This window comes from Pseudomonas sp. S3_B08 (assembly GCF_054667725.1).
Window position 1 is genome coordinate 5793544 of record NZ_CP162750.1, and the last position, 25723, is coordinate 5819266.

General features: G+C 60.0%; 26 protein-coding genes. 13 read left to right on the forward strand and 13 right to left on the reverse strand.

The genetic code is table 11. The features are described from left to right. Positions 1-69: 69 nt before the first annotated feature. The 3 genes from AB4N73_RS26030 (at position 70) to cysN (ending at position 3903) form a co-directional block, all read left to right on the forward strand. Positions 70-828 (forward strand): Nif3-like dinuclear metal center hexameric protein, encoded by a 759-nt coding sequence (locus AB4N73_RS26030; protein ID WP_024011629.1) that lies wholly within the window; start codon positions 70-72, stop codon positions 826-828. Between the two features lie 249 nt (positions 829-1077). Next, positions 1078-1995 carry a sulfate adenylyltransferase subunit CysD gene (gene cysD / locus AB4N73_RS26035; protein WP_016771664.1) on the forward strand — a complete coding sequence of 306 codons (918 nt, stop codon included), beginning with the start codon at positions 1078-1080 and terminating at the stop codon, positions 1993-1995. Positions 1996-2004: 9 nt separating this feature from the next. Continuing rightward, on the forward strand, positions 2005-3903 hold the full coding sequence (gene cysN, locus AB4N73_RS26040) for a sulfate adenylyltransferase subunit CysN (RefSeq protein WP_323621674.1): 1899 nt from the start codon (positions 2005-2007) through the stop codon (positions 3901-3903). Positions 3904-4172: 269 nt separating this feature from the next. On the opposite strand, the gene AB4N73_RS26045 is transcribed toward cysN, so the two are convergent. The 3 genes from AB4N73_RS26045 to AB4N73_RS26055 are packed head-to-tail and all read right to left on the reverse strand — an operon-like array spanning position 4173 to position 7556. Beyond that, complete coding sequence (locus AB4N73_RS26045) at positions 4173-5078, reverse strand: acyltransferase (RefSeq protein WP_056782964.1); 906 nt, start codon at positions 5076-5078, stop codon at positions 4173-4175. Beyond that, positions 5079-7178 (reverse strand): phosphate acetyltransferase, encoded by a 2100-nt coding sequence (gene pta, locus AB4N73_RS26050; RefSeq protein WP_460142730.1) that lies wholly within the window; start codon positions 7176-7178, stop codon positions 5079-5081. A gap of 51 nt (positions 7179-7229) precedes the next feature. After that, on the reverse strand, positions 7230-7556 hold the full coding sequence (locus tag AB4N73_RS26055; protein WP_082530248.1) for a DUF3565 domain-containing protein: 327 nt from the start codon (positions 7554-7556) through the stop codon (positions 7230-7232). Between AB4N73_RS26055 and AB4N73_RS26060 the strand changes: the two genes are divergently transcribed. From AB4N73_RS26060 to AB4N73_RS26070, 3 genes are all read left to right on the forward strand, one after another. Next, complete coding sequence (locus tag AB4N73_RS26060) at positions 7525-8010, forward strand: FKBP-type peptidyl-prolyl cis-trans isomerase (RefSeq protein ID WP_056782966.1); 486 nt, start codon at positions 7525-7527, stop codon at positions 8008-8010. The genes AB4N73_RS26055 and AB4N73_RS26060 overlap by 32 nt on opposite strands. A 123-nt stretch (positions 8011-8133) precedes the next feature. Then, a complete protein-coding gene (locus AB4N73_RS26065) occupies positions 8134-8616 on the forward strand; it encodes a glutathione peroxidase (RefSeq protein ID WP_236169716.1) in 483 nt (160 codons plus the stop codon). A gap of 212 nt (positions 8617-8828) precedes the next feature. Continuing rightward, the gene (locus tag AB4N73_RS26070; RefSeq protein WP_460142731.1) at positions 8829-9932 is read left to right on the forward strand and encodes an NADH:flavin oxidoreductase; all 1104 of its coding nucleotides are present in this window, start codon (positions 8829-8831) and stop codon (positions 9930-9932) included. 127 nt (positions 9933-10059) lie between these two features. Here AB4N73_RS26070 and AB4N73_RS26075 read toward each other — a convergent pair whose 3' ends face one another. After that, positions 10060-11259, reverse strand: a complete 1200-nt coding sequence (locus tag AB4N73_RS26075) for a glycosyltransferase family 4 protein (RefSeq protein WP_095180386.1) — start codon at positions 11257-11259, stop codon at positions 10060-10062. Positions 11260-11299: 40 nt separating this feature from the next. Beyond that, positions 11300-12052 carry a sulfate transporter CysZ gene (cysZ, locus tag AB4N73_RS26080; protein ID WP_038861129.1) on the reverse strand — a complete coding sequence of 251 codons (753 nt, stop codon included), beginning with the start codon at positions 12050-12052 and terminating at the stop codon, positions 11300-11302. A gap of 312 nt (positions 12053-12364) precedes the next feature. Between cysZ and trxB the strand changes: the two genes are divergently transcribed. Continuing rightward, a complete protein-coding gene (gene trxB, locus AB4N73_RS26085; RefSeq protein ID WP_016771656.1) occupies positions 12365-13327 on the forward strand; it encodes a thioredoxin-disulfide reductase in 963 nt (320 codons plus the stop codon). A 190-nt stretch (positions 13328-13517) separates the two neighbouring features. Here trxB and AB4N73_RS26090 read toward each other — a convergent pair whose 3' ends face one another. The 5 genes from AB4N73_RS26090 to AB4N73_RS26110 all read right to left on the reverse strand — a co-directional run bounded on the left by AB4N73_RS26090 (position 13518) and on the right by AB4N73_RS26110 (position 16025). Further along, on the reverse strand, positions 13518-13856 hold the full coding sequence (locus tag AB4N73_RS26090) for a HopJ type III effector protein (RefSeq protein WP_460142732.1): 339 nt from the start codon (positions 13854-13856) through the stop codon (positions 13518-13520). Continuing rightward, positions 13849-14145 (reverse strand): DUF1244 domain-containing protein, encoded by a 297-nt coding sequence (locus tag AB4N73_RS26095; protein ID WP_039759325.1) that lies wholly within the window; start codon positions 14143-14145, stop codon positions 13849-13851. Before AB4N73_RS26095 ends, AB4N73_RS26090 begins: the two co-directional genes overlap by 8 nt. 97 nt (positions 14146-14242) lie before the next feature. After that, positions 14243-14614 (reverse strand): dihydroneopterin triphosphate 2'-epimerase, encoded by a 372-nt coding sequence (gene folX, locus AB4N73_RS26100; protein ID WP_016771653.1) that lies wholly within the window; start codon positions 14612-14614, stop codon positions 14243-14245. A 72-nt stretch (positions 14615-14686) separates the two neighbouring features. Beyond that, entirely contained in the window at positions 14687-15397 is a 711-nt protein-coding gene (folM, locus tag AB4N73_RS26105) for a dihydromonapterin reductase (protein ID WP_353188443.1), read from the reverse strand. A 58-nt stretch (positions 15398-15455) separates the two neighbouring features. Continuing rightward, on the reverse strand, positions 15456-16025 hold the full coding sequence (locus tag AB4N73_RS26110; RefSeq protein ID WP_041477999.1) for an antibiotic biosynthesis monooxygenase: 570 nt from the start codon (positions 16023-16025) through the stop codon (positions 15456-15458). A 211-nt stretch (positions 16026-16236) separates the two neighbouring features. On the opposite strand from AB4N73_RS26110, the gene AB4N73_RS26115 reads away from it, so the two are divergent. Then, positions 16237-17196 (forward strand): MerR family transcriptional regulator, encoded by a 960-nt coding sequence (locus AB4N73_RS26115; protein ID WP_095180389.1) that lies wholly within the window; start codon positions 16237-16239, stop codon positions 17194-17196. A 3-nt stretch (positions 17197-17199) separates the two neighbouring features. Here AB4N73_RS26115 and AB4N73_RS26120 read toward each other — a convergent pair whose 3' ends face one another. Both AB4N73_RS26120 and AB4N73_RS26125 read right to left on the reverse strand, forming a co-directional pair. Next, entirely contained in the window at positions 17200-17805 is a 606-nt protein-coding gene (locus AB4N73_RS26120) for a hypothetical protein (RefSeq protein ID WP_024011639.1), read from the reverse strand. Between the two features lie 54 nt (positions 17806-17859). Continuing rightward, on the reverse strand, positions 17860-18336 hold the full coding sequence (locus tag AB4N73_RS26125; RefSeq protein ID WP_236169714.1) for a PAS domain-containing protein: 477 nt from the start codon (positions 18334-18336) through the stop codon (positions 17860-17862). 153 nt (positions 18337-18489) lie between these two features. On the opposite strand from AB4N73_RS26125, the gene AB4N73_RS26130 reads away from it, so the two are divergent. From AB4N73_RS26130 to AB4N73_RS26145, 4 genes are all read left to right on the forward strand, one after another. Beyond that, positions 18490-18945 carry a flavodoxin gene (locus tag AB4N73_RS26130; protein WP_236169713.1) on the forward strand — a complete coding sequence of 152 codons (456 nt, stop codon included), beginning with the start codon at positions 18490-18492 and terminating at the stop codon, positions 18943-18945. Between the two features lie 175 nt (positions 18946-19120). Next, on the forward strand, positions 19121-19903 hold the full coding sequence (locus tag AB4N73_RS26135) for a class II aldolase/adducin family protein (RefSeq protein ID WP_041478002.1): 783 nt from the start codon (positions 19121-19123) through the stop codon (positions 19901-19903). Further along, positions 19903-20805, forward strand: a complete 903-nt coding sequence (locus AB4N73_RS26140; protein ID WP_236169712.1) for an alpha/beta fold hydrolase — start codon at positions 19903-19905, stop codon at positions 20803-20805. Before AB4N73_RS26135 ends, AB4N73_RS26140 begins: the two co-directional genes overlap by 1 nt. Before the next feature lie 152 nt (positions 20806-20957). Next, positions 20958-21869 carry an SDR family oxidoreductase gene (locus tag AB4N73_RS26145; protein ID WP_460142733.1) on the forward strand — a complete coding sequence of 304 codons (912 nt, stop codon included), beginning with the start codon at positions 20958-20960 and terminating at the stop codon, positions 21867-21869. Positions 21870-22125: 256 nt separating this feature from the next. Here AB4N73_RS26145 and AB4N73_RS26150 read toward each other — a convergent pair whose 3' ends face one another. Continuing rightward, the gene (locus tag AB4N73_RS26150) at positions 22126-23262 is read right to left on the reverse strand and encodes an S-type pyocin domain-containing protein (RefSeq protein ID WP_252887337.1); all 1137 of its coding nucleotides are present in this window, start codon (positions 23260-23262) and stop codon (positions 22126-22128) included. A gap of 647 nt (positions 23263-23909) precedes the next feature. Between AB4N73_RS26150 and AB4N73_RS26155 the strand changes: the two genes are divergently transcribed. Then, on the forward strand, positions 23910-25703 hold the full coding sequence (locus AB4N73_RS26155) for a DUF1302 domain-containing protein (RefSeq protein WP_315435554.1): 1794 nt from the start codon (positions 23910-23912) through the stop codon (positions 25701-25703). The last annotated feature ends 20 nt before the right edge of the window (positions 25704-25723 follow it).

The window sequence follows — 25723 nt, forward strand, 5'->3', positions numbered from 1 at the left end:
GACCGCCCATAATGTCGCGCATTATACGAGGCCGCGCGCGCCTCTGAACGGGATATTTAGGAGTCTTTCATGGCCGTTGCCCTCAGCACCCTCGTCGAAGAAGCCGACCGTTACCTGGGCAGTGCGAAAATTGCCGATTATTGCCCCAACGGATTACAGGTCGAAGGCCGCCCGCAGGTGATGCGCATCGTCAGTGGCGTCACCGCCAGCCAGGCGTTGCTCGATGCCGCCGTCGAGGCCGAGGCCGACCTGATCCTGGTCCACCACGGGTATTTCTGGAAAGGCGAAAACCCCTGCGTCACCGGCATGAAACAGCGCCGCTTGAAAACCTTGCTCAAGCACGACATCAGTCTGCTCGCTTATCACCTGCCGCTGGATCTGCACCCGGACGTTGGCAACAACGTGCAACTGGCGCGTCAGCTCGACATCACTGTTGAAGGGCCGTTGGACCCGAGCAACCCGAAAGTCGTCGGGCTGGTCGGTTCGCTGAATGAGCCGATGACTGCGCGGGATTTCGCGCGCAAGGTGCAAGAAGTCATGGGCCGCGAGCCGCTGCTGATCGAAGGCAGCGGCATGATCCGCCGCGTCGGCTGGTGCACTGGCGGCGGCCAGGGTTATATCGATCAGGGCGTGGCGGCGGGGGTCGATCTGTTCATCAGTGGCGAGGCCTCCGAGCAGACTTTCCACAGTGCCAGGGAAAACGACATCAGCTTCATTGCCGCCGGCCATCACGCCACCGAACGCTATGGCGTGCAGGCGCTGGGCGAGTATCTGGCGAAGCGCTTTGCCCTTGAGCACATCTTCATCGATTGCCCCAACCCGATCTGAGCTCACCGCAAACTCCTGTGGGAGCGAGCCTGCTCGCGAAGGCGTCAGACCTTCAATACAAAGGTGCCTGACACTCCGCCTTCGCGAGCAGGCTCGCTCCCACGTTCGGCCCTGACGGCCGAACTGGTGGGCATATTCATATACCCTTTCGATCTAGTTGGCGTCCTGATTAGAAGAGGTCGCTGTGCTAGGATTCCTCGCTCGAACACGGCCCGCTGGCCGTTCATAAGAAAGCTTTCGTGAGTAGCCATGGTCGACAAACTGACGCATCTGAAACAGCTGGAGGCGGAAAGCATCCACATCATCCGCGAGGTGGCCGCCGAGTTCGATAACCCGGTGATGCTGTACTCCATCGGTAAAGACTCCGCCGTGATGCTGCACCTGGCACGCAAGGCGTTCTTCCCGGGCAAACTGCCGTTTCCGGTGATGCACGTCGACACCCGCTGGAAATTCCAGGAAATGTACAAGTTCCGCGACAAGATGGTCGAAGACTTGGGCCTGGACCTGATTACCCACATCAACCCCGATGGCGTGGCGCAGAACATCAACCCGTTCACCCACGGCAGCGCCAAGCACACCGACATCATGAAAACCGAAGGCCTGAAACAGGCACTCGACAAGCATGGTTTCGACGCAGCGTTCGGCGGCGCCCGTCGCGATGAAGAGAAATCCCGCGCCAAAGAGCGCGTGTACTCGTTCCGTGACAGCAAGCACCGCTGGGACCCGAAAAACCAGCGTCCGGAGCTGTGGAACGTCTACAACGGCAAGGTCAACAAGGGCGAATCCATTCGTGTGTTCCCGTTGTCGAACTGGACCGAGCTGGACATCTGGCAGTACATCTATCTCGAAGGCATTCCGATTGTGCCCCTGTACTTCGCCGCCGAACGCGAAGTGATCGAGAAGAACGGCACGCTGATCATGATCGACGACGAGCGCATCCTCGAGCACCTGTCCGATGAAGACAAAGCGCGCATCGTGAAAAAGAAAGTGCGGTTCCGCACCCTTGGCTGCTACCCGTTGACGGGCGCGGTGGAGTCCGAGGCCGAAAGCCTGACGGACATCATTCAGGAAATGCTCCTGACGCGAACTTCCGAGCGCCAGGGCCGGGTCATCGACCACGATGGCGCAGGCTCGATGGAAGACAAAAAACGTCAAGGCTATTTCTAAGGGGCTGTCATGTCGCATGTTTCTGATTTGATCAGCGAGGACATCCTCGCCTACCTGGGCCAGCACGAACGTAAAGAGCTGCTGCGCTTTTTGACCTGCGGTAACGTCGATGACGGCAAGAGCACCCTGATCGGGCGCCTGCTGCACGACTCGAAGATGATCTACGAAGATCACCTCGAAGCGATCACCCGCGATTCGAAGAAAGTCGGCACCACCGGTGACGACATCGACCTGGCATTGCTGGTCGACGGTCTGCAGGCCGAGCGTGAGCAGGGCATCACCATTGATGTCGCTTACCGCTATTTCTCCACCGCCAAGCGCAAATTCATCATCGCCGACACCCCCGGCCATGAGCAGTACACCCGCAACATGGCCACCGGTGCGTCCACCTGTGACCTGGCGATCATTCTGGTCGACGCCCGTTACGGCGTGCAGACCCAGACCCGTCGTCACAGCTTCATTGCTTCGTTGCTGGGCATCAAACACATCGTCGTTGCCATCAACAAGATGGACTTGAAGGACTTCAACGAAGGCGTGTTCGAGTCGATCAAGGCCGACTACCTGAAGTTCGCCGAAGGCTTGAAGATGAAGCCGACCAGCATGCACTTCGTGCCGATGTCTGCCCTTAAAGGCGACAACGTGGTGAACAAGTCCGAGCGCTCGCCGTGGTACACCGGCCAGTCGCTGATGGAAATTCTCGAGACAGTGGAAGTGGCGGGCGATCGCAACTTCACCGATCTGCGTTTCCCGGTGCAGTACGTCAACCGTCCGAACCTGAATTTCCGTGGTTTCGCCGGCACCCTGGCCAGCGGCATCGTGCACAAGGGCGACGAAGTCGTGGTGCTGCCGTCGGGCAAGAGCAGCCGGGTGAAATCCATCGTCACCTTCGAAGGTGAACTGGAGCACGCAGGTCCCGGTCAGGCGGTAACCCTGACCATGGAAGACGAAATCGATATCTCCCGTGGCGACCTGTTGGTGCATGCCGACAACGTGCCGCCGGTCACCGACAGCTTCGAAGCGATGCTGGTGTGGATGGCTGAAGAGCCGATGCTGCCGGGCAAGAAATACGACATCAAACGCGCCACCAGTTACGTGCCGGGCTCCATCGCCAGCATCGTCAACAAGGTCGACGTGAACACATTGGAAGAAGGCCCGGCGAGCGCGTTGCAGCTCAACGAAATCGGCAAGGTAAAGATCGCGCTCGACGCGCCGATCGCCCTCGACGGTTACGAAAGCAACCGCACCACCGGCGCGTTCATCGTCATCGATCGCCTGACCAACGGCACCGTTGGCGCCGGCATGATCGTCGCTCAGCCAGTGGCCCATGGCACCGCCACCCACCACGGCAAACTGGCCCACGTGGCGACCGAAGAACGTGCCCAGCGCTTCGGCCAGCAACCGGCCACCGTGCTGTTCAGCGGCCTGTCCGGCGCGGGTAAAAGCACCCTGGCGTATGCGGTCGAGCGCAAGCTGTTCGACATGGGCCGCGCGGTGTTTGTACTGGATGGCCAGAACCTGCGTCATGACTTGAACAAAGGTCTGCCACAGGATCGCGCCGGGCGTACCGAGAACTGGCGTCGAGCCGCCCACGTGGCGCGTCAGTTCAACGAAGCGGGGCTGCTGACCCTGGCCGCGTTCGTCGCGCCAAGTGCCGAAGGTCGCGAGCAGGCCAAGGAACTGATCGGCAAGGATCGCTTGCTGACGGTCTACGTGCAGGCCTCGCCGACCGTGTGCGCCGAGCGTGATCCGCAAGGGCTGTACGCTGCTGGCGGCGACAATATCCCGGGCGAATCCTTCCCGTACGACGTGCCGCTCAACGCCGACCTGGTGATCGACACGCAGTCGCTGAGTCTGGAAGAAAGCGTCAAGCAAGTGCTGGAGCTGTTGCGGCAGCGTGGCGCGATTTAAGCGTTAGCCATCAATGAAAAGCCCGCCGGTGAGTGATCATCGGCGGGCTTTTTAGTGTTGGGTGATCCTTCCCACGCTCCGCGTGGGAATGCCTCATTGGACGCTCCGCGTCCGCTTCGGCAGGGACGCGGAGCGTCCCGGGCTGCATTCCCACGCGGAGCGTGGGAACGATCAACTGTGGAGCGAGCCTGCTCGCGAAAGCTTTATCTCATTCAACATCTTTGCAAGCTGATCCACCGCTTTCGCGAGCAGGCTCGCTCCCACAGGGGTCAGTGTTTGGGTGGATATTCGCGGTGCATCTGCTCCAGCAACGCATCCTTGTCCAGCCACAGCTGATTGATCCAGCCCTGGAACTGCAATCTATACTCGCCGTCCTGGTCGTAGTTCTTGCCGATGAATGCCGGCGGGATTTTGATTTCCTCAAAATGCACCACCACATCGCGCACATTGCCGCAGAGCAAATCCCAGAACCCTGGACGCCCCGCTGGATAATGAATCGTCACGTTGACGATCGACTCCAGCTGTTCGCCCATCGCATCCAGCACAAAGGCGATCCCGCCGGCCTTGGGCTTGAGCAGGTACTTGAACGGTGACTGCTGCTGCGCATGCTTGCCTTCGGTGAAGCGTGTGCCTTCGACGAAGTTGAAAATCCCCACCGGGTTATGGCGGAATTTCGCGCAGGTCTTGCGCGTGGTTTCCAGGTCCTTGCCTTTCTTCTCCGGGTGTTTTTCCAGGTACGCCTTGGAGTAGCGCTTCATGAACGGAAAGCCCAGCGCCCACCAGGCCAGCCCGATTACCGGGACCCAGATCAGCTCCTGCTTGAGGAAAAACTTCAGCGGTTGAATCTTGCGGTTGAGCACGTATTGCAGCACCAGAATATCCACCCAGCTCTGGTGGTTGCTGGTGATCAGGTACGAGTGCTGATAGTCGAGGCCTTGCAGGCCGCTGACGTGCCAGCGGGTGCGCCGTACCAGATTCATCCAGCCCTTGTTGTTGCTGATCCACGCCTCGTGGGTGTGGCTCATCAGCCAACCGGCAATGCGCTGGGTAAAGGCAAACGGCAGGGCCTTGACCAGCGCCACACAGAACAGAAACGAGCACAGCAGAATCGTGTTGAGCGCCAACAGCAGCGAGGCGATCACGCCGCGCACGGGGGCGGGTAGAAAATCCAGCATTTACACATCCATAGGTCGGTTGGCGGCTTGAATCGCGGTGAGCGCGATGGTGTAGACGATGTCATCGACTTGCGCGCCGCGCGGCAGGTCGTTCACCGGTTTGCGCAGGCCTTGCAGCATCGGCCCGAGGCTGAGGCAATCGGCGCTGCGCTGCACGGCTTTGTGCGTAGTGTTGCCGGTGTTCAGATCGGGGAACACAAACACCGTGGCGCGCCCGGCGACCTGACTGTTCGGCGCCAGTTGCCGGGCGACGTCGGCGTTGGCGGCGGCGTCGTACTGCAACGGGCCGTCGATCAGCAGCGAGTTTTGTTGCTCATGAGCCAGCAGAGTCGCCTCGCGGACTTTCTCGACTTCTTCACCGCGGGCCGATTCGCCGCTGGAATAGCTGATCATCGCCACCCGTGGAGTGATACCGAATGCGGCCGCCGAGTCAGCGCTTTGCAGGGCGATTTCGGCCAGTTCTGCGGCGCTCGGGTGCGGGTTCATCACGCAGTCGCCGTAGACCAGCACTTCTTCCGGGAACAGCATGAAGAACACCGACGACACCAGCGTGCAGCCCGGTGCGGTCTTGATCAATTGCAAGGCCGGGCGGATGGTGTTGGCGGTGGTGTTGATCACACCCGAAACCAGGCCGTCGACCTCATCCAGCGCAAGCATCATGGTGCCGATCACCACGGTGTCTTCCAGTTGCTGCTCGGCCATCGGTGCGTTGAGGCTTTTGCTCTTGCGCAGGGCGACCATCGGCTCGACGTAACGCTCGCGGATGCGGTCCGGGTCAAGGATTTCCAGACCCGGCGGCAGCACGATACCTTGCGCGCGGGCGACCGCTTCGACGTCTTCGGGCTTGGCCAACAGCACGCAGCGGGCGATCCCGCGTTCCTGACAGATCGCCGCCGCTTGCACGGTGAACGGCTCGCTGCCTTCGGGCAAGACGATGCGCTTGTTCGCCGCTTGCGCTCGCTGGATCAATTGATAGCGGAACACTGCCGGCGACAGGCGCATCTCCCGAGGCGTACCGCAGCGCTGATGCAGCCAGTTGGCGTCGAGGTGGCTGGCGACGAAATCGGTGATGATCTCCGCGCGCTCGCGGTCATCGATCGGGATTTCCTTGTTCAGGCCATTGAGCAGATTGGCGGTGTCGTAGGAGCCGGTGCTCACCGACAACACCGGCAGACCGGCCTGCAACGCGCCCCGGCACAGGTCCATGATGCGCGGGTCGGGCAGGGTGTCACTGGTCAGCAACAGGCCGGCCAGCGGCACGCCGTTGATCGCTGCGAGGCTGACGGCGAGGATGATGTCGTCGCGATCGCCCGGCGTCACCACCAGCACGCCGGGCTTGAGCAGCTCGACGGTGTTGCGCATGGTTCGTGCGCAAATGATGATTTTGCTCATGCGCCGGGTTTCGTAGTCGCCCGCGTTGAGCACTTGCGCGCCCATCAGGTCGGCGACGTCGCGGGTGCGTGGCGCATTGAGTTCCGGCTGAAACGGGATGCAGCCAAGCAAGCGGAAATCACCGCTGCGCAGCAACGGCGAATGCTCCTTCAGACGCGTGGCGAAGGCGTCCATGCTCTCGTCGGTCTTGACCTTGTTGAGGATCACCCCGAGGACTTTCGGATCTTTCGGGCCACCGAACAATTGAGCCTGAAGCTCGACACGGCCAGAAAGCTCGGCGAGCACTTCGTTTTCCGGCGCCGAGACCAGAATCACCTCGGCATCCAGACTCTTGGCCAGGTGCAGATTGACCCGCGCGGCGTAACTGGCGCTGCGGGTCGGCACCATGCCTTCGACCACCAGCACGTCTTTGCCAACCGCCGCTTGTTGATACAGGGCGATGATTTCTTCGAGCAGTTCGTCGAGCTGACCGTCGCCGAGCATGCGTTCGACGTGCGCAAGACCCAACGGTTGTGGCGGTTTCAGGCCATGGGTGCGCGCCACCAGTTCGGTGGAACGTTCAGGGCCGGTGTCGCCCGGATGTGGCTGGGCGATCGGTTTGAAGAAGCCGACTTTGAGCCCGGCGCGTTCAAGTGTGCGCACCAGCCCGAGGCTGATGGAGGTCAGACCCACGCCAAAATCGGTGGGGGCGATAAAAAAAGTTTGCATGGGAATTCTCTATGCAAGGGTGTCAGCCTATGTCTGGCCGACTACCGAAATTCAGTCGCCAAGGTTATCGCTAACCGAGCCTTGTGCACACCAACCGCAGGCAAAGGGTTGACCTGTTTTTTCAATACGTTGCGCCGGATCCAGGACCCAGGCGCGGGTTTGCCACGGCGGCTGGTGGCGCAGGTGCTGGGTGTGGCCACAGGAAAGCTCGACCACCCAATGGCCATCTTCGTCCTGATGAAAGCCGGTGATGGTCGAAACCCGTTTGTCCGGGTTGTGGTCGCTTTCACGCGATTGCTTCGCTAAACTTGGCCTTTCTATATTCTTATGCAAAAGGTCTCGCCCCATGCTGATCGCCGCCAATAAGGCTGTCTCCATCGACTATACCCTGACCAACGACGCTGGTGAGGTCATCGACAGCTCCGCCGGCGGCGCTCCGCTGGTTTACCTGCAAGGTGCAGGCAACATCATCCCGGGCCTGGAAAAAGCCCTGGAAGGCAAAGCTGTCGGCGACGAGCTGGAAGTGGCCGTTGAGCCGGAAGATGCTTACGGCGAATACGCCGCCGAGCTGGTCAGCACCCTGAGCCGCAGCATGTTCGAAGGCGTTGACGAGCTGGAAGTCGGCATGCAGTTCCACGCTTCGGCGCCGGACGGCCAGATGCAGATCGTCACCATTCGTGACCTGGACGGCGACGACGTCACCGTTGATGGCAACCACCCTCTGGCCGGTCAGCGCCTGAACTTCAAGGTGAAGATCGTTGATATCCGTGACGCCAGCCAGGAAGAAATCGCTCATGGTCACGTCCATGGCGAAGGTGGCCATCACCACTGATTTTCTGCGCTAAGCTTCGAGTACTGGAGAGGCGCCTGTGGGCGCCTTTTTAGTCCGCGGCTGTCCTTGGTGGCCTCGCCAAGTGGCTGTTTCGAGTAGAACACGAGAATCCTGGAGTTCGGCATGAGTGCTTTTCACGACCTTAAGTTGACCGGCCTGGATGGTCAGGAGCTACCGCTGGCGCCGTTCAAGGGCCAAGTCGTGCTGGTGGTCAACGTGGCCTCCAAATGCGGCTTGACCCCCCAGTACGCGGCACTGGAAAACCTCTACCAGCAATACAAGGCCAAAGGCTTCACTGTGCTGGGCCTGCCGTGCAACCAGTTTGCCGGTCAAGAGCCAGGCTCGGAAAAGGAAATCCAGGAATTCTGCAGCCTCAACTATGGCGTGACGTTCCCGTTGGCGAGCAAACTCGAAGTCAACGGCCACGAACGGCATCAGTTGTATCGCCTGCTGGCGGGCGAGGGCGCCGAGTTTCCCGGCGACATCACCTGGAATTTCGAGAAGTTTCTGCTCGGCAAGGACGGCCGGGTGCTGGCGCGGTTCTCGCCGCGCACGGCGCCGGATGATCCGACGATCGTGCATGCGATTGAAAAAGCGCTGAGCTGAAAAGTAGCATCAAAAGATCGCAGCCTTCGGCAGCTCCTACAGGGGGACCACAAATCCTGTGTAGGAGCTGCCGAAGGCTGCGATCTTTTGCTTTTCAATCTTTTGATCCTTAATCACCAAAATCAATAATGCTGTTCAGAGCTCTCGAGTCTCAATATTATCGGCGTCATATCGATTCATGCCTGTCGCCAATGTTTTCGTGGAGCCTCTCGATGCCCGTTAAAGCCCTGTTCAAACCGTTCCATCTCGGTGCCCTCGAACTGCCGACCCGCGTGGTCATGGCGCCAATGACCCGCTCGTTCTCCCCGGGCGGCGTGCCGAATTCCAAAGTCATCGAGTACTACCGTCGTCGTGCGGCCGCTGGGGTTGGTCTGATCATCACCGAAGGCACCACGGTCGGCCACGTCGCGTCCAATGGCTATCCAAACGTGCCGCAGTTTTTCGGTGACGCGCCGCTGGCCGGCTGGAAAAAAGTTGTCGACGCCGTGCACGCCGAGGGCGGCAAGATCGTCCCGCAACTGTGGCATGTCGGCAGCGTACGCCGCCTCGGCACCGAGCCGGATGCCAGCGTGCCGGGCTACGGTCCGTCGGAAAAACTCAAGGACGGTCAGGTCGTGGTACACGGCATGACCAAGCAGGACATCCAGGACGTGATCGCTGCGTTTGCCCAGGCTGCCAAAGATGCGCAAAGCATCGGCATGGACGGTGTGGAAATCCATGGCGCCCACGGCTATCTGATCGACCAGTTCTTCTGGGAAGGCAGCAATCAGCGCAGCGATGAATACGGTGGCAGCCTGGCCAACCGTTCGCGTTTTGCCATCGAATTGATTCAAGCAGTACGCGCGGCTGTCGGTGAGGGTTTCCCGATCATCTTCCGCTTCTCGCAATGGAAGCAGCAGGATTACACCGCGCGTCTGGTACAAACACCCGAAGCGCTGAGCGAGTTTCTCAAGCCGCTGTCTGACGCTGGCGTGGACATTTTCCACTGCTCGACCCGACGCTTCTGGGAGCCGGAGTTCGACGGCTCGGATCTGAACCTCGCTGGCTGGACCCGCAAGCTGACCGGCAAACCGACCATCACCGTGGGCAGCGTCGGCCTGGACGGCGAGTTCCTGCAGTTCATGGTCAACACCGACAAGGTCGCGCAACCGGCCAGCCTGGAAAATCTGCTGGAGCGTCTGGACAAAGAAGAGTTCGACCTGGTAGCAGTGGGCCGCGCGCTGCTGGTCGATCCGGACTGGGCGCAGAAAGTCCGTGAAGGACGTGAGCAGGATATTCTGCCGTTCAGTCGTGAGGCGTTGATGACCTTGGTTTAAGCAGCGCCAGTTCGACCTTTTCGCGAGCAGGCTCGCTCCCACCCTCTACTGCATTTCATATGACGGAATGCGGTGTCCATGTGGGAGCGAGCCTGCTCGCGAACGCTGTTTATATGTCGACGCAAATCTATGGTTGTGTCTGCGCCCCAGGCACCACCAACTCCCCCGCACAAGCCCCCCGCAAATACCCCTCGAATTGCTCGATAATCGCCGCCCAGCCCTGGCGACTGCCATGCTGCCGCGCATTCAGCCGCACACAACGCAACCGTTCATCTTCCTCCAGCAACCACGCCGCCGCTTCGCAAAACGCCTGCTCATCGCCGGGCATTGCCGAAACGCCGTTGTAGCCATGGCGAATATGCTGCGCCGCCGCTGCCTGGTCATAAGCAATAACGCCAAGTCCCGAAGCCAGGGCTTCCAGCACCACATTGCCGAAAGTTTCGGTGAGGCTGGGAAATACAAACAGATCCCCTGAGGCATAGTGCGCCGCCAGTACTTCACCCCGCTGCGCGCCGCAGAAGATCGCTTCCGGCAATTCTTTTTCCAGCGCCGAACGCTGCGGGCCGTCACCGACCACGATCAACTTCAGATGGCGCTGTGGATAAGTCTCACACAGGGTTTCAAAGCAGCGTTTGAGCAGGCCCAGATTTTTCTCCGGGGCGAGCCTTCCTACGTGGATGACCGCGATATCCGTGTCAGAGAGCCCCCATTGCTCACGCAACGCGCTCTGACGTTTGCTCGGATGAAACAACTGGCTGTCCACACCCCGCGACAACAACGCCAGCCGCTCGAAATGCCGCCGCTCCAACTCCAAGCGCTGACTGGCGCTCGGCACCAAAGTCATTGCCGAACGATTGTGAAACCAGCGCAGGTAGTGGGTAAGCATCCGCGTCAGCAGACCGAGGCCGTACTGGCTTGTGTATTGCTGGAAGTTGGTGTGAAAGCCGCTCACCACCGCAATCCCCAGGCGCCGTGCGGCACGCAGTGCCGACAATCCCAGCGGGCCTTCCGTGGCGATGTACAGCACATCGGGGCGCTGGCGTTTCCAGCGCCGCAGCAGTTTATGCATCGACGACTGGCCCCATTGCAGCCCCGGATAGCCCGGCAGCGGCCATCCGCGACACAGCAACAGTGCATCGTCTTCGCTGCGTTGTGGATCACCGGCCTGGCGCGGGCGCACCAGCTCCACCTGATGCCCTCGTGCGCGCAAACCCTCGCACAAGCGGCCAAGGGTATTGGCCACGCCGTTGATTTCCGGTGGGAAGGTTTCGCTGATGAGGGTGATATGTAGAGCTGTCGTCATGACCTCAGTGTCGGCTGAGGCCATGTCGAGCTTGTTACGGTCGGATGATGGATTTGTGACGCGGTCAGTGCTGTATCACCAGATTTTCGGCACCACGTTCACGCACCCAGAACAACGTCGCCCCGGCTACCGCCGCCGGCATCATCAGGATGTTGACCACCGGAATCAGCAACACCAGATAGACGATCCCGCCAAAACTCATGCTCTGCCAGCGCTTCTGCCGCAGCCAGGCGAGCATCTCGTTCCAGCCGAGTTTGTGGTTGTCCGCCGGGTAGTCGATGTACTGGATGGCCATCATCCACACGCCGAACAGCAGCCATAACGGCGCGGCGACGATATTTACCACCGGGATGAACGAAAGGATGAACAGGCCAATGGCGCGCGGCAGGAAGTAGCCGAGCTTGCGCATTTCCCGGGAGAGGGTGCGCGGGATCATCGCGATCAGTTCGCCCCAGCTGAACGCCGGGAAATCATCGGTGCCGCGCACCACCACTTCAACTTTTTCCGCGAGGAAACCGTTGAACGGTGCGGCAATGATGTTGGCGAGCATGGTGAAGGTGAAAAACACCATCAAGGCCACGAGGACCACGAACAGCGGCCACAGGATATAGCTGAGGAAACTCAGCCATTCAGGCAACGAGGGCATCAGCGTGTCGACCCACAGGCTGAACTGGTGGCCGGCCAGATAGATCAATCCGACGAACAGCACCAGGTTGATAGCCAGCGGCAACAACACGAATAGGCGCAGGCCAGGGCTCAGGACCAGTTTGAGGCCTTCGCGCAGGTATTGCGGGCCTGACAGAACAGGGGCGGGCATAAGGTGCTCCGAAGCAAGGGAAAACGCGCCGACGTTACCGGCTTTGCCACAGCGGCGAAAGCGCGGCAGAGCAATCGACATTCACTGTAACAAAGAGGTCTATCTCGTCAGCGTCTCGGCATAGAGACCACCTATGAGCTGGATTGTTAAACCGTATTTCCTTAATCTTGCCCCCCTCGATACGCTGCACCCAACTTTTTACAGGACTGTCGAGTTCAAGCCTTCCCCAAGGTGTCCACGGTCCTTTTTTATTCCGCCGGCCGTCCGGCGTCCGCGCCAGATTTTTCATGGCCGGCCAACAGGAGCAGATTCATGTCTGAAGTCCGTCATTCGCGAGTGATCATTCTCGGTTCCGGCCCCGCCGGTTACAGCGCTGCGGTCTACGCGGCCCGCGCCAACCTCAAGCCACTGCTGATCACCGGCATGCAGGCCGGCGGTCAACTGACCACCACCACCGAAGTCGACAACTGGCCGGGTGATGTTCATGGCCTGACCGGTCCGGTGTTGATGGAGCGCATGCGCGAGCACGCCGAGCGGTTCGAGACCGAGATCGTCTTCGATCACATCAACGCCGTGGACTTCGCTGCCAAGCCGTACACCCTGACCGGCGACAGCGCCGTCTATACCTGCGATGCGCTGATCATCGCCACCGGTGCCAGCGCCCGTTACCTGGGCCTGCCGTCGGAAGAAGCGTTCATGGGCAAAGGCGTGTCGGCCTGCGCGACCTGCGACGGTTTCTTCTACCGCAACAAGCCGGTCGCCGTGGTTGGCGGTGGCAACACCGCTGTCGAAGAAGCGCTGTACCTGGCCAACATCGCCAGCACCGTGACCCTGATCCACCGTCGCGAAACCTTCCGCGCCGAGAAGATCCTGATCGACAAGCTCAACGCTCGTGTGGCTGAAGGCAAGATCATTCTCAAGTTGAACGCCAACCTGGACGAAGTCCTCGGCGACAACATGGGCGTGACCGGTGCGCGTCTGCGCAACAACGATGGCAGCTTCGACGAGATCAAAGTCGACGGCGTGTTCATCGCCATCGGCCACACCCCGAACACTTCGCTGTTCGAAGGCCAGTTGACGCTGAAAGACGGTTACCTGGTTGTGCAGGGCGGCCGTGAAGGCAATGCGACGGCCACTAGCGTCGAAGGCATCTTCGCTGCCGGTGACGTGGCTGACCACGTTTACCGTCAGGCCATCACCTCGGCCGGCGCCGGTTGCATGGCGGCACTGGACACCGAGCGTTACCTGGACGGCTTGCAGAACGCCACGTTCTAAGACCGCAGGGCATAAAAAAAACCGGCCAGATTGGCCGGTTTTTTTGTGCCCGAGATTCGCAGTCGCCACGCATCCAGTGTGGGAGCGAGCCTGCTCGCGAAGCGGTGTATCAGTCGACATCTTCGATGAATGTCAGTCCGTCTTCGCGAGCAGGCTCGCTCCCACAGGTGTTATGTGTGGCTGTTGGGGATCAGCGGCGGGTCAGGGGTTGTGCGCTGAATTCAACCCCGGCCAGGCCGTGCTTGATCAACGCGCGGATATTGCCGTGATCGCTGCCCTCAGGCGTCGCCAGCACCGAACGGTAATGCTCGCCGAACGCCAGCAGCGCTTCTTCATCGCTCAAGCCTTCCAGCAGTGCCAGACCCAGGGTCTTGCACGAGCCTTCATTCTGGCCGGCAGCGTTTTCCACGCCGCGGTTGTTGAACGCTTGAGGCTGGTAGTCGTAACCGGCGGCGATGAACGCCAGGGTGTCGGCGAAAACATGCTCGCCACTCTTGAAGCTGGCGCGCAGGGTGTTCAGATCAGTCATTGGGTTTTCCTTTGGCAAACGCTGCTTGCTGCTCGGCGCTGGCTTCTTGCTGGTATTGGGCTTTCCACTCGGCGTAGGGCATGCCGTACACCACTTCGCGGGCGTCATCGAGGCTGACCTCGATCTGACGTTGGTCGGCTTCGGCCTTGTACCATTTCGACAGGCAGTTGCGGCAGAACCCGGCGAGGTTCATCAGGTCGATGTTCTGCACGTCCTTGCGGCTGTCGAGGTGGGCGACCAGTCGGCGAAAGGCGGCGGCTTCGAGTTCCAGGCGTTGTTGCTCGGTCATAAGGGTCTCTTCGAGACAGCTTCAAGCGGCAAGCTACAAGCTGCAAGATTGAATTGTGGGGGGCGTTAGATTAACGCTTACGGCTTGAAGCTTGAAGCTAGCGGCTCGCTGCGAGCGTAATCGATACCGATTCGGCGAAGCGCAGCGCGTGGGGCTTGTCGACTTCGACTTCGGCGTACAGCACCGATGCATTGGTCATCACCAGGTCGAGCAATTCCTGAGTCAGGCGTTCGAGCAGCGCGAAGCGGTTGCCTTCGACGTGGGCGATGATTGCCTTGGTGATGGTGCGGTAATTCAGCGCGTGATCGATGTCGTTGTCACGCACCGCTTCCTGCGCCGCGTACAGAATGGTCAGGTTGATCAGCACATCCTGCTTGTTGAGGATTTCGTCCTCGTTGATGCCGATAAAGGTGCGCAGGCGCAGATCCTTGACCCGGATGCGCGCCATTCCCGGTTGAAGTTGTGGCATTGATTTGCTCCGTCCAGTCTATTGCAGGCGTTCTGGTGGATCTTACTCGACTCGCGGCCGAAGCGGGACGGCCTATTTGACGTGCCGTCCACCGTTGACGGTCAGGGTCGTGCCGGTGACATAGGGATTGTCGAGCAGATAGCGCAGGCTCTGGTAGATCACCTCGCTGCCCGGCTCGATGCCCAACGCGGACTTGGCCAGCGCCTTGCTGCGGTAAGCCGCGTCATCGTCGGGGTTGAACAATAACAGCGCGGGGGCGATGCCGTTGACCTTGATGGCGGGCGCAAAGCGCGCGGCAAACGACAGGGTCAGACTGTCGAGCCCGGCTTTGCTGGCGCAATAACCGATGTGCTTGCTGCTGCCTTTGCGAGTGACGTCGTCGCTGATGTGGATGATGTCGGCAGGTGTCGAGCGTTGCAGCAACCCGGCGCAGTGCAGGTTGATCAGGTAAGGCGCGAGCATGTGAATGTTGAACATGCGATTGAAGGCTTGTGCTTCGCTGCCTTGGGTTTCCGCCAGCCATTCGGAGGCGTTGTGCACAATCGCGCGCAAAGTGTCGGTGTGCGCTTTCAGTGAATCAATGAAGGCCAGTATTCCTGCCTCACTGGAAAAATCCGCGAACAGCGCTGTCGCGCCAAGATCGCGAAGGGCCTGTACGCCCGGTCGCTCGGTGCGGTAAGTGAAAATCAGCGGGTGGCCATCCTCGATCAAGCGCTGCGCGCAGTGCAAACCGACACGCTGGCCGGCGCCGGTGATGAGGATCGGGGCTGCGGAATCTGGCATGGGCGGCTCGCATCGCGGTGGAAGCGAAAACTATAACAGGCTCGCCGCCCGCTGCGGATCAGCGATTCTGCGCCGACGGTGCGCCAGCCAATGGCCTCGTCGGCGTGCTGTTCAACCAGTTCGCCAGCAGACGCGTCGACAACGGGATGAAGAAATACACCATCAGCGGCGTCAGGCACGCCGTGCCGATCAAGATGCGCGGCAACAGGCTCAGCTCAGCGAGCAGCGGGCCGAGGGCAAAGTTGAATATCAGCGACACCGGAAAAAACGCCAGCCAGATCGCCACGGCCTGTTTCCAGCGCGGCGGGCGTTGGCCGGCAGCACCAAACCAGCCTTCAATGCCGCTGACCCGGTGCTCTTTGGGATGTTCGAAAAGATCGCTGCCACGATTCAGCCAGGCGGTACGCGACGCCGAGTATTCCCACGCGTGCAGGGTCTGCTCATCGACAAATCGGAAGATAATCTGGAATTCGTTGTCACCGGGCGGTGGCGCGAGGACGCCGGAGCCGAGGTAGCCGGGGAAGTCGGTGGCCAGTTGCTCGCCTTCGCGCAACCAGGCGATAAGATCGTGATAACGGCCATCAGCGACGCGACGCGCTACCATTAGCGTGACGGGGGAAGTAGACATTTTGTATCTCCGTATTTCGAGTGCGTCGCTCCGGGTAAGAGCTTCGCCTGACGCAGGCCGGGGTAGAGACCTGCGCTTTGCAGCAAGCAAGGATTATTCCTGATTTTGTCGATTAAACCAGCCACATTCGTCGTAGATCACTACTTGAAGGTTTCCAGTCCATCATGTTTAAAATGGGATCCAATGAACCGACATGGAAGTTGACCGCCAGATGCCTGTAATCACGGACCCTCGCCCGGCTTCGACAGCACTCGGCACGATCGAGCGCGAAGAGCTGTTTCCCATCCGCGAAGTGGCGCGCCTGACTGGCGTCAACCCGGTGACCCTGCGTGCCTGGGAGCGCCGTTACGGACTCATCCAGCCGACGCGCACCGAAAGCGGGCATCGTTTGTATTCCATGAACGATATCGAGCGCGTGCGCAGCATTGTCGACTGGATCGATCGCGGCGTGGCCGTGAGCAAAGTCGGCAAGATCCTGGCGAAAACAGAGCCTCTGAAGGTGCTGGCAAACTTCATCCCCGATGACCATGTGCAGGCCGATTACAAGCAATGGCAGGAGCAGGTTCAGCAGGCGGTCAGTGCGTTCGACGATCAGCAGCTGGATCGCGTCTACGGGCAGATTTTCTCGTCGTACGCGCTGCCGGTGGTGTTCGAAGCCATTCTGATGCCGTTGTGGCGTCAACTGCTGCAGCGCCAGGACGCTTTCGGGCAAACCAGCGAATGGTTGTTTCTCGACGGATTTCTCAGGGTGCGTGTACTGCAGCGCATTGTCATGTTGCGTGGTGCGCAACCGCGCCGGGTGATTGTCAGCGCGCTCGCGGGGCAGTGCAGAGAGCTTGAGTTGCTGGTCGCGGCGCTGTTTCTCAGCGGCAACGATTCTGGCGTGCGGGTGCTGACCACGGGCCAGCCGTTCGATGAATTGACGCTGGTCTGCGAAAAGGTCAAGCCTGACGCACTTGTACTGTTTTCCAATCATGCCCCCGGTCCAGAGCTGCCCCGGCGCCTGAATCGTCTGGCACTGAGCCTCGATTGCCAATTGATGTTGGCCGGCGATGCCTCGGAACTGGCCGAAGACAGTCTGGCCGGTTCATCCGTTGCATGTCTGGGGAATGAGGGCGCAACGATGCGTCAACGCATGAAGCAATTCATGGCAGGCAAGCTGGATACCTGAGACTCAGGCGTGCAGGGCGGGGTGGGTCAGGCGATGCTGTTGAAGGATGAACTGGCGCAGGCGCTCGGTCTCGTCGGCATCGGTCTGGCTCAGTTCGTAAGCGAAGAAACCTTGCTCGGTTTCACGCTCGAAATGGCCGCGCAACGAGATGCGCTCATAACCGGAAGGGCTGAACCACAGGGCGAAATGTTTCGGTGGTTTGGTCTTGTTGCGCACTTCCAGCAACACACCTTTGTGCGACACCTCGTGCACCCACAGCGTGCCGGGCTGGCCTTTGGCGTTTTCCAATGCCACCGGCTCCTCGAGTACGAGACGCCATGGGCGCACCATCGGCCCGTCTTCGTAGATGCTCGGCACCCCGAGACGCAGATGCAGTGCGTGGAACTCGTCTTCCACCAGATGCAGCGGGAAGGTCATCTGCTGATTTTCGAAGTTGGCCTGGATCGTCACCTGCTCGTGAGCAGCCAGACGTGTCAGCAGGTCACGGATCTGCGAACCACCATTAACCAGCAGACTCGACGTTGCATCCCGCACGTTCAGTTGCGGGTTGTGCTGCATTGTCTGGATGAAATCCAGCTCGTCCTGGGTGAGGAGGGCGTCGCGCTGCATGGCTAACTCGAAGTGAATAGTTACAAAGTCATTGGTGATTGTAGTTAATGACCGTCAGTTCGCGGTTTTGTTTGCGCCGTTCGTCGCTTTGAGTGCCGCCAGCTCGCTTTGCAGCGCCGCCACTTGTGCTTCCAGCTGTGCAACGCGCTGCTGCGCCTTGACCTGAAGCGTTACATCCTTCTGCACGCCGATGAAATAAGTCTGCCCGTCCTCGGCATTCTTTACCGTCGACAATGACAATTCGTTCCAGAACGGCGTGCCATCCTTGCGGTAGTTGCGCAGAACCTCACGACACGAGCCGCCTTCGCGCAATGTGTCGCGAATCGGTTGCAGACTGAGTTGATCACGGTCCCCAGCCTGGAGGAAACGACAGTCCTGATAAAGGATCTCTTCGCTGCTATAACCGGTCATGCGCTCAAAGGCGGGGTTGACGTAGATAAGAATGTTATCTCGATCACCTTCCTTTTCGGCGACGACGATTCCTTCGTTTGAAGCATTGATCACCATTTGCAGCAGACGGGCGTTGATCATCCGAGAATCCCTTCCGTTATGTCAGTGGCAGGCATTCTAGAAGAAAGCCGCGGACTGTCTATAGGCCATCCGCTTGCATTGAGAGCCAATCGCAACTTCGCAGCATGGGCTGTTACTATCGCGGCTCTTTTTTTCAGTTCCAGGATCAGATTGATGAAAGTCGCCATCCTCTCAGGTTCAGTCTACGGCACCGCCGAAGAAGTCGCCCGCCACGCTCAGGACCTGCTGAAAGCCGCCGGCTTTGAAACCTTCTACAACTCGCGGGCCGCGCTGGCCGATATTCAGGCGTTCGCTCCTGAGGCTCTTTTGGCCGTCACTTCGACCACTGGCATGGGCGAGCTGCCGGACAACCTGCAACCGTTGTATTCGATGCTGCGCGATCAGTTGCCTGCTTCGTTGCGGGGCCTGCCCGGCGCGGTGATTGCCCTCGGTGATGCCAGCTATGGCGACACCTTCTGCGGCGGTGGCGAGCAGATGCGCGAACTGTTTGCCGAACTGGGCGTAAACGAGGTTCAGGAAATGTTGCGCATCGACGCCAGCGAAAGCGTCACGCCGGAAACCGATGCCGAGCCGTGGCTGGCGCAGTTGATCGAAGCGCTCAAGGGCTGATTGCGGGCAATAATCGCTGCACCTTATAAGCGTTGTTGCATTGCAACGGATCCAGGCTGTTTGCCCGGCTGACTCGTTCAGTCATCAAGCTGGCTGCCAATGCAACTACGCGATGCCCTGCGCCTGACTAGACTGCTGACACGAGCAGAACAAGAAGAACGCAGAGGTGCATACAGTGAGCGTAGCCCCCGTCCAATCGTCGCCGAATGTCAAAGATCAGGTCAGCGCTGCCGAGTGGCAGACCCGCGTTGATCTTGCCGCCTGTTACCGTCTGGTGGCGCTGCACGGCTGGGACGATCTGATCTTCACGCATATCTCGGCCAAGGTGCCCGGCACCGAAGATTTCCTGATCAACCCGTTTGGCCTGATGTTCCACGAGATTACCGCCTCAAGCCTGGTGAAAGTCGATCAGGCCGGCAACAAACTCATGGACAGCCCCTACGAAATCAACCCCGCCGGCTATACCATTCACAGCGCCGTCCACGAGGTGCGCCACGATGTGGTTTGTGTGCTGCATACGCACACCGCGTCAGGCGTTGCGGTGTCGGCGCAAAGGCAGGGGGTGTTGCCGATCAGTCAACAGTCGTTGTTCGTGTTGTCGAGCCTGGCCTATCACGCCTACGAGGGCGTGGCCCTGAATCATGAAGAAAAGGCGCGCCTGCAAGCCGATCTCGGCGACAACAGTTTCCTCATGCTGCACAACCACGGTCTGCTCACCTGCGGCGGGACTATCGCCGACACTTTTCTGATGATGTTCACTTTCCAGCGGGCCTGCGACATTCAGGTCATGGCGCAGACTGGAGGGACCGAACTGATCGCCATCGAACCGCAGATTCTCGCCGGCGCCAAAGCGATGATTGCCGGCGTCACCAAGAGCGCGCAGGGCATGGGCGGCGCGCTGGCGTGGCCGGCGCTGCTGCGCAAACTCGACCTGCAGGATCCGGGGTATAAATTCTAATGCCACTTGCCGAGATTCCTTTGTGTGTCTGGCGCAAGCGCAGCCGGACTTTTGTCTTTCGTGGCCAGTCGATCCGCTACTGGACAGTCGGGCAGGGTGAACCGTTGCTGTTGATTCACGGTTTCCCCACCGCCAGTTGGGATTGGCATTACCTGTGGCAGCCACTGGCCCAGCGTTATCAGGTGATCGCCTGCGATATGCTCGGTTTCGGCGATTCGGCAAAACCGCGCAATCACACCTACAGCCTGCTGGAACAGGCCGATCTGCAACAGGCACTGCTCGCCCATCTGCAGGTTGAACAAGCGGTGCATATTCTTGCCCACGACTATGGCGACAGCGTCGCTCAGGAACTGCTCGCGCGGCACTACGAAAAGCGCATCGAAGTCGCCAGTTGCGTGTTCCTCAACGGCGGGCTGTTTCCGGAAACCCATCGTCCGCTGCTGATGCAGAAACTGCTGCTCAGTCCGATTGGCTGGCTGCTTGGTCGCGCATTCAGTCGTGAGGCGTTGGTCAAAGGTTTCCGGCAGATCTTCGGCCCGCAGACCCAGCCAAGTGAAAGCGAGCTGGATGATTACTGGAGTCTGGTCGACAGCAACCACGGCCCGCGCATCCTGCATAAATTGATCACTTACATTCCCGAGCGCCGGGTGCAACGTGAGCGCTGGGTGACGGCCATGCAGCAGGGTGACATTCCCTTGCGGGTGATCGACGGCGCATTTGACCCGATCTCCGGCGTGCACATGGTCGAGCGATATCGCGAACTGATCCCTGATGCAGACACCGTGCTCTTACCCGGCATCGGCCACTATCCGCAAACCGAGGCGCCGGTGCTGGTACTCAAGCACTATCTGGCGTTCCGCGATCGTCTGGTATTGCCTCCGCGCAAAGTGGCGTACTCCTGATTTTCGCCGAGAGCACGGGCTCTCGGCGTCCTGACACTCGATCATCCCTCAGCCTTATCGCGCACCATTCAGCCGCAGCCGTGTTCGTTGTGACCCAAAGCGCCGTGCCTGACACTCGGGGCAATATCCCTTGGCCTGCTGGAGTTGCCGCGATGAATGAACCTGTGCGTTTCGAAGATAAAGTCGTGATAGTGACCGGCGCCGGTGGCGGCCTCGGTCGTGCGCATGCGCTGCTGTTCGCCGGGCAGGGCGCCAAAGTGCTGGTCAACGATCTCGGTGGCTCGACGCAGGGCGAGGGCGCCAACGCTTCGGCTGCCGACCGCGTAGTGGCGCAAATCCGCGAGGCCGGCGGTATTGCCGAAGCCAACCACGACTCGGTGACTGACGGCGACAAACTGGTACAGAACGCCCTTGATGCCTTCGGCCGCGTCGACGTCGTAGTCAACAATGCCGGGATCCTGCGCGACAAGTCGTTTCACAAGATGGACGACGCCGACTGGGATCTGGTCTATCGCGTCCACGTCGAAGGCGCCTACAAGGTTACCCGTGCCGCCTGGCCGCATCTGCGCGAGCAAAACTACGGTCGCGTGATTTTCACTGCGTCGACTTCAGGCATCTATGGCAATTTCGGTCAGTCCAACTACGGCATGGCCAAACTCGGGCTTTACGGGTTGACCCGAACGCTGGCGATCGAAGGGCGCAAGAACAACATTCTGGTCAACGCCATCGCCCCGACCGGCGGCACGCGCATGACCGAGGGCCTGATCCCGCCGCAAGTATTCGAGCAATTGAAGCCGGAACTGGTCAGCCCGCTGGTGGTGTATCTGGCCAGCGAGCAATGCCAGGAAACGTCCGGCCTGTTCGAGGTCGGCGGCGGCTGGATGGGCAAGGTGCGCTGGGAACGCAGCCTCGGTGCCGGCTTCGATCCGCGCGAGGGGTTCTCGCCAGAGGATGTGGCGGCGCACTGGCAGCAGATTTGTGATTTCGAAGGCGCGGCGCATCCGAAGGACAATATTGAAGCATTGAAGGAAATGATGGCGAATTTGCAGAAGTATTCGATTTGAAGGTAACGAAGCCACCAGCCTTCGCGGCTGGTGGCTCCAGTTTTCAAATGTATCTTTGTTCTGTCATGAACTTGGGCGGCTGCCAGTTAGGTCCTTTGATAGCTAGGCCCTTTTTACCCCTCCAGCAAAATCCCGGCAGCGGAGAGCCGAGCGTACGATGCTTCCAAGGTCCCATACTCGTTGATCAGGTCTCGATTGTGGCGTCTGATCATCATGTCCAGATGTGGCGTTGCCTGAAGTAACGCGAACACAGTGACTATGTCATTTCATCTCCAGTCTCGTCTGGGTTGAAACCACGCCCGCTGTGCTTTCCCTTTTCGGTTGCTCCCTCATAAGGACTGCTGAACACCACATAAAGCGGCTCTATCCCCGAATCGGCTGGAAAAACGATGATGAATCGATCCCAGCGTTCGACCAGGATCGGGTTCAGATCCAGCCGCCCTTCAATCGGAACAACGGAAGCGCCGGAATAGGCGGGCGAACCGGTATCCGCTATTGGCAAGGCGGTCGATTGGTCACCCGGTGTGTTAGCGGGTGTCCAGGTCAGCAAGTCGGTGGGCGAGTCCGATAGCGCGATCTTGTATAAGTCGTTGACCAGATCGTATGCGGCATTGAGAACCAGCACACTTGAGCGAATATGGAAGTCATCGCTCATAGCGACGAACACTTGCGTGCCAGCCCCGAGTCGCCTGACCCCTAGCCCGACCTGCATCTCCAAAGTGCCCTGCCGGTCTGCGATTTCACGCAGCGACTCGGCCGGCTCGGACGACAACTCGGCCAGTCGAACGCTCATGGCGAAGCGTTCGCCGTTGCCCAGAGGTGACGGCATCAACAGCGCTGCGAATCCCATCAGTACCGGACTGCCGAGCAGCGCCGTGCCCGTCGCTGTCAGGGTCGCTTTTGCCGTACGTAACGCATTGAGTATTCCCGCCGAGGTGGCCGGGCTGAGCGGGACGGCTGTCGAAGCGAAAGAAACGGCCGGGCCGTTGCGGGCCACTGCTCCATAAGCCGGAAAGACATGCTTGCGTTCCTCCTGTAACCGAGCCTGTTCTGCCGCATTGGCCAGCGCCGCTGCTTCAGCTTTGGCTTGTGCCTCGGCCTGGGCGATTTTCAACGCAGCCAGCCGCTCTTTCTCCCGAGCTTCAGCCTCAGCATTCAGGCGCGCGGTCTCAGCCGCCAGTCGAGCCTGTTCGGTATCCCGACGCTGTTTCTCCGCCAACGCGGCCAGACGCGCCTGTTCGCGTACGCGGATTTCTTCCTGCTCCCGGCGCACCCCTTCGGCAATGTCACGCTGGCGCGGATCCAGTTCTAACGGTGGAGGCTTTGGCATATTCATATCCTTTTGAATGTGCGTTTTCACTCGCTCGAAAGTGCGCACGGGTGGCGATGACATCCGTGTCACCAGCGAATGGTTGAGGTGTTTCAAGTTACATCAGAGTGGCGGTAATCAAATCCGAGAAGCCCGTCGGTAACAGGGCGTTATGTCGAAAGGGTTTTCGCGGGTTTTCATCGATGCAGAGGGAATTCGTCCGAGCTTCGAAGAAATGTCTGACGCGCTGATCGGAAGCGCTCCCGAACCGCTAACCAGCCTTTTTAAACGCCCATAAAAAAGGCCGCTGCAAACGCAGCGGCCAAGGTAAGACGTTGGATCAAGGAGCTACAAATCAACGTCAGTGAACAGCGGGGCGGTAAACCGAAAACATCGATTTATCCAGAATCTGTAGCCAGTCGCTCGCGATTCAGCGTGGCGAGCTTGGCGCTTTGCGGCGTGTGCCGAGGAAAGCGCGCTCAGAATAAGGTCTCAAGCCTGTAGGAAAAATACCGATTCCAGACATGCACTGTTACGGGGCGCGCAACAGTGGCGTGCGCATGGATGGCGCTGATGACGCGCTATCCAGCCAGTCCATGAACCGCCCCAAGCCCCGCCGTACAAGGTTATTCATCCTTTCGAGCGACAACGCAAATACCTCCTTGGTGCGCTTATCGACCGCTTCACCCGGCAGTAGGGTGGGGCCTTCTGTCACTCACCGGGGAAGACGCATGACAAAAACAACAATGCGCGCCATCTTCACACCGCAGGCGCTGGCCGCTGCGGTGGCTCTGGGTTGCTGCGCCCAGGCGCAAGCGGTCGCCTTCACCATCGGCGAAATCGAAGGCACCTTCGACTCGTCACTTTCGGTCGGCGCGAGCTGGGGCCTGCGCGATGCCGACAACTCGCTGGTCGGCACGGTCAATGGCGGCAGCGGACAATCGTCCACCGGTGATGACGGGCGCCTGAATTTCAAGAAGGGCGAAACCTTTTCGAAGATCTTCAAGGGCATCCATGACCTCGAACTGAAGTACGGCGATACCGGCGTGTTCGTGCGGGGCAAATACTGGTACGACTTCGAACTCAAGGACGAAGACCGCGAGTTCAAACAGATCAGCGACAGCGGCCGCAAGGAAGGCGCCAAGTCTTCCGGCGCGCAGATCCTCGATGCCTTCGTCTATCACAACTACGCCATCGCCGATTTGCCGGGCACCGTGCGGGCCGGCAAGCAGGTGGTGAGCTGGGGCGAAAGTACCTTCATCGGCAACTCGATCAACAGCATCAACCCGGTTGACGTCTCGGCATTCCGCCGTCCCGGTGCCGAGATCAAGGAAGGCTTGATTCCGGTGAACATGCTGTTTGGCTCGCAGAGCCTGACCGACAAACTCTCGGTCGAAGGCTTCTACCAACTGGAGTGGGACCAGACCGTTCTCGACAACTGCGGCACGTTCTTCGGCGTCGACGTGGCGGCGGACGGTTGCAACAACGGCTACACCGTCGGCAGCCCAGCGGTGGCGCCACTGGTGCCGCTGACCACCGCGTTCGGCCAAGGCATCCAGGTCACCCGCGAGGGCGTGGTGATCCCCCGTGGCGGCGATCGTGATGCGCGCGATTCCGGGCAGTGGGGCACGGCGCTGCGCTGGCTCGGCGACGACACCGAGTACGGCCTCTACTTCATGAACTACCACAGCCGTACGCCGACGGTCGGCACCACCACGGCGGGGCTGTCGACACTGGCGGCGTTGCCAGGCATGGTCGGCATTGCGAACGGCCTTGCGCCCGGCAGCGGTGCGGGGCTGGCGCAGAGCGTGATGCTCGGGCGCGGTCAGTATTACCTCGAATATCCGGAAGACATTCGCCTGTACGGCGCGAGTTTCTCCACCACCCTGCCCACCGGCACCGCATGGACCGGCGAGATCAGCTACCGGCCGAACGCGCCGGTGCAGGTCAACACCAACGATCTCACCCTGGCGCTGGTCAACCCGATTGCCGGCGGCACCGCATCGCCACTCGCCACTTCGCCGGGTGCCGACAACAAAGGCTACCGGCGCAAGGAAGTCACGCAAATCCAAAGCACCCTCACGCACTTCTTCGATCAGGTGCTCGGCGCCGAACGCCTGACCGTGGTCGGCGAAGCAGCGGTGGTGCATGTCGGTGGTCTGGAGTCACGCAGTGAGCTGCGTTATGGCCGTGATTCGGTCTACGGCCAGTACGGTTTCGGCGGCGACACCGACGGTTTCGTCACCTCGACCTCGTGGGGCTATCGCGCCCGGGCGATTCTCGATTACGCCAACGTCATCGGCGGGATCAACCTCAAGCCCAACCTGTCGTGGTCGCACGACGTCGCCGGTTACGGCCCCAACGGACTGTTCAACGAAGGTGCGAAAGCCATCAGCTTCGGCGTCGATGCCGACTACCGCAACACCTACACCGCGAGCCTGAGTTACACCGACTTTTTCGGTGGCGACTACAACGTCCTCGAAGACCGTGACTTCGTGGCCCTGAGCTTCGGCGTGAACTTCTGATCTGCCCGAGAAGGATGACT

Coding starts and splice junctions, on each gene's coding strand:
- cysZ (WP_038861129.1), bottom strand. CDS start 12,052: ATGCCCGCCCCTGTTCTGTCAGGCCCGCAATACCTGCGCGAAGGCCTC.
- AB4N73_RS26130 (WP_236169713.1), top strand. CDS start 18,490: ATGAAAGTCGCCATCCTCTCAGGTTCAGTCTACGGCACCGCCGAAGAA.
- cysD (WP_016771664.1), top strand. CDS start 1,078: ATGGTCGACAAACTGACGCATCTGAAACAGCTGGAGGCGGAAAGCATC.
- AB4N73_RS26045 (WP_056782964.1), bottom strand. CDS start 5,078: ATGCTGGATTTTCTACCCGCCCCCGTGCGCGGCGTGATCGCCTCGCTG.
- AB4N73_RS26150 (WP_252887337.1), bottom strand. CDS start 23,262: ATGTCATCGCCACCCGTGCGCACTTTCGAGCGAGTGAAAACGCACATT.
- folX (WP_016771653.1), bottom strand. CDS start 14,614: ATGCCACAACTTCAACCGGGAATGGCGCGCATCCGGGTCAAGGATCTG.
- AB4N73_RS26055 (WP_082530248.1), bottom strand. CDS start 7,556: ATGGAGACAGCCTTATTGGCGGCGATCAGCATGGGGCGAGACCTTTTG.
- pta (WP_460142730.1), bottom strand. CDS start 7,178: ATGCAAACTTTTTTTATCGCCCCCACCGATTTTGGCGTGGGTCTGACC.
- AB4N73_RS26145 (WP_460142733.1), top strand. CDS start 20,958: ATGAATGAACCTGTGCGTTTCGAAGATAAAGTCGTGATAGTGACCGGC.
- AB4N73_RS26125 (WP_236169714.1), bottom strand. CDS start 18,336: ATGATCAACGCCCGTCTGCTGCAAATGGTGATCAATGCTTCAAACGAA.
- cysN (WP_323621674.1), top strand. CDS start 2,005: ATGTCGCATGTTTCTGATTTGATCAGCGAGGACATCCTCGCCTACCTG.
- AB4N73_RS26095 (WP_039759325.1), bottom strand. CDS start 14,145: ATGACCGAGCAACAACGCCTGGAACTCGAAGCCGCCGCCTTTCGCCGA.
- AB4N73_RS26075 (WP_095180386.1), bottom strand. CDS start 11,259: ATGGCCTCAGCCGACACTGAGGTCATGACGACAGCTCTACATATCACC.
- trxB (WP_016771656.1), top strand. CDS start 12,365: ATGTCTGAAGTCCGTCATTCGCGAGTGATCATTCTCGGTTCCGGCCCC.
- AB4N73_RS26155 (WP_315435554.1), top strand. CDS start 23,910: ATGACAAAAACAACAATGCGCGCCATCTTCACACCGCAGGCGCTGGCC.
- AB4N73_RS26060 (WP_056782966.1), top strand. CDS start 7,525: ATGCTGATCGCCGCCAATAAGGCTGTCTCCATCGACTATACCCTGACC.
- AB4N73_RS26140 (WP_236169712.1), top strand. CDS start 19,903: ATGCCACTTGCCGAGATTCCTTTGTGTGTCTGGCGCAAGCGCAGCCGG.
- AB4N73_RS26070 (WP_460142731.1), top strand. CDS start 8,829: ATGCCCGTTAAAGCCCTGTTCAAACCGTTCCATCTCGGTGCCCTCGAA.
- AB4N73_RS26110 (WP_041477999.1), bottom strand. CDS start 16,025: ATGTCTACTTCCCCCGTCACGCTAATGGTAGCGCGTCGCGTCGCTGAT.
- AB4N73_RS26120 (WP_024011639.1), bottom strand. CDS start 17,805: ATGCAGCGCGACGCCCTCCTCACCCAGGACGAGCTGGATTTCATCCAG.
- AB4N73_RS26030 (WP_024011629.1), top strand. CDS start 70: ATGGCCGTTGCCCTCAGCACCCTCGTCGAAGAAGCCGACCGTTACCTG.
- AB4N73_RS26115 (WP_095180389.1), top strand. CDS start 16,237: ATGCCTGTAATCACGGACCCTCGCCCGGCTTCGACAGCACTCGGCACG.
- folM (WP_353188443.1), bottom strand. CDS start 15,397: ATGCCAGATTCCGCAGCCCCGATCCTCATCACCGGCGCCGGCCAGCGT.
- AB4N73_RS26090 (WP_460142732.1), bottom strand. CDS start 13,856: ATGACTGATCTGAACACCCTGCGCGCCAGCTTCAAGAGTGGCGAGCAT.
- AB4N73_RS26065 (WP_236169716.1), top strand. CDS start 8,134: ATGAGTGCTTTTCACGACCTTAAGTTGACCGGCCTGGATGGTCAGGAG.